Here is a 6627-nt window from a genome sequence, read left to right as displayed (position 1 = left end):
GACCGAGCTAGGGCAGTGGGCAGGTGCCAGCGGGGACGGGGTGATCGCTGCCGCCGCAGCTGCAGCCCCACCGCCCCGGCGGCGTACAGCAGACCGAACAAGCTGGCCAGGTAGTTCGGGCGGCCGTTGGAGAGCAGGTAGAAGACGACGACGAGGACGGCGGACCAGCCCAAGAAGCGGAACTGCCGCAGCTGCGGGTTGCGCAGCAAGGAGACCGCACCAGCGCAGCACAGCACCAGGCCGACGAGAACACCGGCGTAGAACAACCCGGTCGGCAGCAGCAGCCAGCGGTTGGACTCGTCGCTGACCACGGTCCCCATCTCCAGTGCCGGCCACCCGTTGCGGGCTTGCCACAGCAGGGTGGGCGCGGCGGTGAGCAGCACGCCCAGCGCCCCCACCCACAGCAACGGCCTGGTCGGCAGTGCGCGGGGCCCCACCGCAGCGGCCGCGACGAGGATCGCCACCACGAGGACGACCACCTGGAACTTGGTCTGCAGGGCAAGCGCGGTGACCAGCGCCGCGACCAGCAGCAGCCGATCTCGGAACACGCCGGTTTGCTGGCGGATCCGCACCCATCGGGCGAGCAGCCAGAAGATCACCGTCCACTGCAGCGGTTCCAGCGTGGCCGCCATCAACCAGTGCCCGCTCAGCAGCAGCCAGGGGGACAGCGGGTAAGCGGCGGCGGCCAGCACCTGGGCTCGGCGGTCACCGCCCAGTTCACGGGCGATCAGGGCGGTGAACACCACCCCGAAGACCACCATGAGCGCGGCCGGGAGCCGCAGGGCGGGCAAGGAGCCCGGGAACAGCGCGTCCAGCCCGCGCGCCAGCACCGGGACCAGCGGTTGCTGGTCCATGTAGCCCCAGTCCAGGTAGTACTTGCCGGCCGCCAGGAAGTACAGCTCATCCGTCACGTAGTCGTACCGGCCGCTGACCGAAAACAGCAGTGCGCCGGCAGCAGCTGCGATGAGCAGCACCGGGCGTTGGGCGAACGGATGTGGCGAACTGGGTGCGATCACCCCGGGACCAGCCGTTCCCAGGGGTGGCCGTACGGATGATTTGTCCCCGGTCACGGGCCGGAGTTTACGCGGCAGCCGGTGATCGACCTGCGCGTCCGCCCGCTGGGAAGCCGGGCGGCGCGCCGACGTGGCTCGGGAGGACGACCGGCTCCGGTGCGCCCAGCGGGGGTTTCATCCGGTCTGGTCGGGATATCACATTCCTATGAGCGGTTTCGACGTGTCCGAGCTGCAGGCTGGTCAGAGCGTGTCCAAGGAAACGGGGGAGCGAATAGGGCGCTCCGCAGGAGGACGTCTCGTCCAGTTGCGCAGACGGGTGTCCGAGCGAGGATTCGTGGTGACTGTGGACGCACTGGCCGAGGCAGGTGCCCAGCGCGAACTGATCACCCAGGACTGGCGGACGGCGAACGCGACGTTCGACCGGTTCATGCGCGAGTACTAGTGGTGGGGCGCTCGACGACCGAGGTGGGGCCGGCAAGCCGGTCCCGGCGTGGTGCGACCGGCTTGCCGGCGAGCAGCTGTTCGTTCCTGGTCAGGTCGGCCGGCGGAAACCGCGGACGGCGAGCAGGACGCTGAGCGCGCCCAGCAGGGTGCTGACCACCACGGCGGCGGTGGGGCCGTTCTCCATCGGCAGCGCCAACGACAGGCCGCGCGCGGCGTCCACCGTGTAAGTGAGCGGGTTGACCTTCGCCACCGCCTGCAGCCAGCCGGGCAGCGACTCGATCGGAACGAACGCGTTGGAAGCGAACATCAGCGGGAACATCGCCAGGAATCCCACGCTGTTCATCACTTCTTCACTGCGCAGCCAGGCCGCCATCGCCAGGAACACCCAGGTGAGCGACCAGCTCACCAGCAGGGACGGCAGCAGCGCCGCGGTCACACCGGAGGCGCCTCCAGCCGGGGAGAAGTCGAACAGCAGCGCGGCCACCACGACGACGATGGTCAGCTGGGCCGCGGTGCGCACCAGATCGGAGAGGCTGCGCGCGACCAGCACCGAACTGGGGTGGATCGGCAGTGCCCGGAACCGGGCGATCACCCCGTTCTTCATGTCGGTGATCAGCCCGACCCCGGACTCCAGTGCCGCTCCGATGCCGGTGGTGACCAGGATGGCCGGCATCAGGTAGTTGACGTAGTTGCCGCCCTGCTCCGCGACCGCGCTCAGCATGGCCTTGCCGAACACTTGGCTGAAGACCAACAGCATGATCAGCGGGTGCAGCAAGTTGAAGATCACCAGCCTGGGATCCCTGAGCAGCGCCCGCAGTGACCTGCCGGTCAGCACCCACACCTGGACCGGGTAGCTGGCACCGCGCCACGCGGGACCGACCTGGGATTCGCTGCTGGTGGTGGAAGAGCTGAGCGTGCTGGACATGATCTCCCGTTCAGTTGGTGCTCGCCGGGGTGCGGTGGGTCAGCGCGAGGTAAACGTCGTCCAAGGTCGGCTCGCGGAGGGTGAGGTCGTCGGCTTCCACGTCAGCGGCGTCCAGCACCCGGACGACGTCGGCGAGTTCCCGGGCTCGGGCCACGGGGATGGTCACCGCCGCCTGCTGTTCGTCGCGCGTGACCTCCATGCCAGCCTTCCGCAGCTGTTCGGCAGCGCGCTGGGCCTCGGAGGGCCGGCGGAAGGTGGCGGTGATCGTGCGTTGGCCGACCCGGCTCTTCAGCTCCTCGGAAGTACCCGCGGCGATCACCTGGCCCGCGGACAGCACGGTGATGGAGTCGGCCAGCCGGTCCGCTTCCTCCAGGTACTGCGTGGTGAGCAGCACGGTGGTGCCTTGGGCGACCATCGATTCCACGATTTGCCACATGTCCATGCGGCTGACCGGGTCCAGACCGGTCGTGGGCTCGTCGAGGAACACGACGTTCGGGCGGCCGACCAGGCTGGCCGCGAGGTCCAACCGCCTCCGCATGCCTCCGGAATAGGTGCGGGCCGGGCGGCGGGCGGCTTTGGTGAGCGAGAACAGCTCCAGCAGCTCCTCGGCGCGCTGGCGGGCCTGCCGGCGGCTCGCCCCCAGCAACCGGCCGATCAGCAACAGGTTGTCGAAGCCGGACAGCTGCTCGTCGACCGAGGCGAACTGGCCGGTGAGGCCGATTCGGGAGCGGACCTCGTTTCCTTGGGAACTCACGTCGAAACCGGCCACCCGTGCGGTTCCGCTGCTCGGCGGGAGCAGGGTGCTGAGGATGTTGATGAGCGTGGTCTTGCCCGCCCCGTTGTGGCCCAGCAGGCCGAGCACGGTGCCCTGCGGAACGGAGAAGGTGACGTCTTGCAGGGCCTGCACTTCGCCGAACGATTTGCTGAGGTGTTCGACTTCGATGATCGGGGTGGTCATGACCGCCCTCCCGGGTCGAGGGGGAATTCGGGAGCGGGAGCGCGTTTCGCGTCCGGTGCGGCTTTCCTGGTGCTGCGGGCCTGGAGTGGGGGCAACCGGTTGGTGCAAGAGGTGTTTCCGGCTAATTCCCGGATTCCGGTCGGCTCCGTTTTCCGAAGGGAAGTTGGTCGGGCGCCACCGGGTGGGAGTTGATCAACGCGAGAACTCACGCGGCCATCGTAATTGGCGGAGAGGCGCGTGGTCATCCCGATTGATCCGCTGTTGCGGAATCGTCTTCCGCGCACCCTCAGCATTTTTCCCGGTGCTCTGCGTCAGCGATTTCCTCGTCGTCCCGACGCGTTCGCGCAACGGCGTCAGCGGAAGTCGCGATTGCCGCTACCGGAGCACCGCCAGCGTTCCCCTGCGCGCGAAGCGCTTTTCGCGGAATAGGATTCGCGCCTCCTGCGTGATCGAGCGAGTCCACAGTGGTGTTCCGGAGTTCCGGCGGAAGAGCGCACGGGGCCGTGGAGAAAGCGGTTCGGGGAGAGCCGAGCACCGCCTCGCGGCGTTCGTGGGGATCGAGTTCGGCGGGCTGCGACGAACCCGTTGGGAAGCGGCGTTTGGTCCTCGGATGGCGAGAAGCGAACTCGCGAATTCAGCACCCGCTCGCCGCGCAGGTGTTCCGCATTGGTCGGCAGCAGTCCGGGAGGACTTCCTCCTCGGCAAGGCCGGGGGTTGAAAAGGAAGCTGGAGAACGCCGTGCTGGTTCTTCATCGGCCGGTTGCCGCGGTGCGGAATTGCGCGAACTCATCGCTTGAAAACAGCGGTGCGAAAGGAACGGGGCGGAATTGGGTGAATGGCAGCGCGAGGAGTAGGATCTTCTGGTTTCACCGGGCAGGTGGCCGGGTAAAGCGAAGACGGCAGTCACCGAACTCGTTGGAGGAGCCGTCATGGCTACAGCGCGCGAAGTAATGCACCGGGGCGCGGAGTGCATCGGGGAGAACGAGAGCTTGGTCGAAGCGGCGAAGAAGATGCGCGATCTGAAGATCGGCTCCTTGCCGATCTGCGGAGAGGACAACCGCCTGCACGGGATCATCACCGATCGGGACATCGTGGTGAAGTGCTGCGCCGAAGGGCTCAACCCGGCGGAGGTCAAGGCGGGGAGCTTGGCGCAAGGCACTCTGCAGTGGGTGGATGTGGACACCGACGTCGACCAGGTGCTGAGACTGATGGAAGAGCACCAGGTGCGGCGGATGCCGGTGCTGGAGAACCGCCAGCTGGTCGGCATGATCAGCGAAGTGGACCTGGCGCACCGCATTCCGGAGCAGAAACTGGCGGAATTCGTCGAGAAGGTCTACCAGCACTGAACCACCGGTGGTCCGGACCTGTTCCGGTCACCGAGCACCGGGCGGGGTGTTGGGCAGGCGATGCTACGCCAATCTCCCTATGCTGGCAGTGCTTCCAGCGCAAGTGCCGACCAGCCGCATCACCCCGCCCATGGTGCGGAAAGAGGGGGCGAGGGAATTGCCGGTACGCGTGTTCGTGGTGGACGACCACGAAGTCATCCGCAGGGGGATAGCCGCGCTCATCTCCGCCGAGTCCGATCTCGAACTGGTAGGCGAAGCCGCCTCCGTTGGGGAAGCCCTCGCCCGGGTCCCGGCCACTTCGCCGGACGTGGTCGTCCTCGACGTCCGCTTGCCCGACGGGAACGGTGTCGAACTGTGCCGGGACTTGCGCTCGCAACTGCCGGAATTGCACTGCCTCATCCTGACCTCGTTCGACGATCGGGATGCGCTGATGGACGCGATCATGGCCGGTGCTGCCGGATTCGTGCTCAAGGACGTGGTCAGCAGCGAATTGGTGGACGCGATCCGCACGGCCGGCCAGGGCAAGTCGCTGCTGAGCCCGAAGAGAACCGAGGCGATGCTGGCCTGGCTGCGCCGGGAGCAGGAGCAAGCGGACCCGCTTCGGGAATTGACCGCGCGGGAACGGGAAGTCCTGGAACTGATCGGCAACGGGATGACCAACCGGGAAATCGCGAAGCACATGTACTTGGCGGAGAAGACGGTCAAGAACTACGTGTCGCAGATGCTGTCGAAGCTGTCGATGCGGCACCGCAGTGAAGCTGCGGTGCTGGCGACCGAACTTCGGCTCGACCGAAGCTTGCGGCGCGATCGCTGAGTCGACGGCCGGTTGTCCCGCCGAGTTCCGCAGGAGGCCGAAATGCCCTCACAGCAGCAGGACGTTCCGGTTCCGCAGCAGGCTCCGCCCCGTCCGGACGAGGCCGTGCTCTACCGCGTGCTGCTGGGCTTGCAGGAACTGCGCAAGGGCAACTTCCGCCGTCGAATGATGCTGTCGGCGGACGGCATTCCCGCGCAGATCGCCGCCGAGTTCAACGAGTTGGCCGCCCGCAACCAGCACTTGATGAACGAGCTGGACCGGTTGACCGCGGCGGTGGCGCAGGGGCAGTGGCCCATACCTCCGGTGCAGTTCGACACCGAAGTCGAAGAGGCCTGGCGCCACGCGGCGGACTCGGTGAACAAGACCGTTCGGTCCTTTTCCGGGCCGATCGCGGAGTTCAACCGGGTACTGCTGGCTCTGGTGCAGGGCGATCTGAGCGTTCGCGTACCGGTGGAAGCGGGCAGCCAACTCCCCGGTGAGCTCGCGGATACCGGCGCGGCGGTCAACGAACTGCTGGACAAGCTCTCCCAGTTCTCCCAAGAGCTGCCCAGAATAGCCCGGCAGATCGGCCGCGACGGCAAGCTGGGGGAGCAGGTCAGCGTCCCGGGGTTGACCGGGAGCTGGGCGGAGATGGCGGCCGCCGTCAACCAGATGGCGACAGATCTGACCGGTCAACTCCGCGACATCCTGCTGGCCGCCAAAGCCGTGGAGGAGGGGGACTTCACCCACAAGATCACCGTCGAGACCTCCGGAGAAATCCAGGAGCTCAAAGAGGCCTTCAACAGGGTGGTGGACCAGCTGGCCGCCTTCGCCAGCGAGATCAACCGGGTCACCACCTCCGTGGCAGGTGAGGGTCGGCTGGGCGTGCGGGCCGAACTGCCCGAGCTGTCCGGCAGCTGGCAGGAGCTGATCAACTCGTTCAACTCCATGGCCACCAACCTGGCCGCCCAGGTGCGCAACATCTCCCAGGTGGCCACCGTCGTCGCCAGAGGTGACCTCACCCAGAAGATCACCGTGGAGGCGCACGGCGAAATACTCCAGCTGAAGAACACCATCAACACGATGGTCGACCAGCTCTCCGCGTTCGCCGACGAAGTGACCCGGGTGGCGCGGGAGGTGGGCACCGA

The 6627-nt window shown here is 67.1% G+C and carries 7 protein-coding genes; 4 read left to right on the top strand and 3 right to left on the bottom strand.

Annotated elements, in window-relative coordinates:
- On the bottom strand, nucleotides 1–1016 hold a 1016-nt coding region (locus tag SREC43747_RS0118575; RefSeq protein ID WP_236623273.1), incomplete at its 3' end, for an ArnT family glycosyltransferase.
- A gap of 202 nt (nucleotides 1017–1218) precedes the next feature.
- Between SREC43747_RS0118575 and SREC43747_RS0118570 the strand changes: the two genes are divergently transcribed.
- Entirely contained in the window at nucleotides 1219–1455 is a 237-nt protein-coding gene (locus SREC43747_RS0118570; RefSeq protein WP_037332598.1) for a hypothetical protein, read from the top strand.
- Between the two features lie 90 nt (nucleotides 1456–1545).
- On the opposite strand, the gene SREC43747_RS0118565 is transcribed toward SREC43747_RS0118570, so the two are convergent.
- Nucleotides 1546–2382, bottom strand: coding sequence for an ABC transporter permease (locus SREC43747_RS0118565; protein ID WP_029722892.1), 837 nt, complete (start codon nucleotides 2380–2382; stop codon nucleotides 1546–1548).
- Between the two features lie 10 nt (nucleotides 2383–2392).
- Nucleotides 2393–3340, bottom strand: coding sequence for a daunorubicin resistance protein DrrA family ABC transporter ATP-binding protein (locus tag SREC43747_RS0118560; RefSeq protein WP_029722891.1), 948 nt, complete (start codon nucleotides 3338–3340; stop codon nucleotides 2393–2395).
- Between the two features lie 929 nt (nucleotides 3341–4269).
- Here SREC43747_RS0118560 and SREC43747_RS0118555 point away from each other — a divergent pair.
- The 3 genes from SREC43747_RS0118555 to SREC43747_RS0118545 form a co-directional block, all read left to right on the top strand.
- Nucleotides 4270–4686: a CBS domain-containing protein gene (locus SREC43747_RS0118555; RefSeq protein ID WP_029722890.1), complete on the top strand. Its 417-nt coding sequence runs from the start codon at nucleotides 4270–4272 to the stop codon at nucleotides 4684–4686.
- Nucleotides 4687–4843: 157 nt separating this feature from the next.
- Nucleotides 4844–5500, top strand: coding sequence for a response regulator (locus tag SREC43747_RS0118550; RefSeq protein WP_037332601.1), 657 nt, complete (start codon nucleotides 4844–4846; stop codon nucleotides 5498–5500).
- Between the two features lie 42 nt (nucleotides 5501–5542).
- Nucleotides 5543–6627 (top strand): HAMP domain-containing protein (locus SREC43747_RS0118545; RefSeq protein ID WP_029722888.1); only part of this gene is annotated, 1085 nt, incomplete at its 3' end.

Source organism: Saccharopolyspora rectivirgula DSM 43747, from assembly GCF_000497205.1.
Taxonomy (GTDB): Bacteria; Actinomycetota; Actinomycetes; order Mycobacteriales; family Pseudonocardiaceae; genus Saccharopolyspora; species Saccharopolyspora rectivirgula.
Note: the sequence above shows the minus strand (reverse complement) of the source record. Positions and strands in the feature narration are given on the sequence as shown.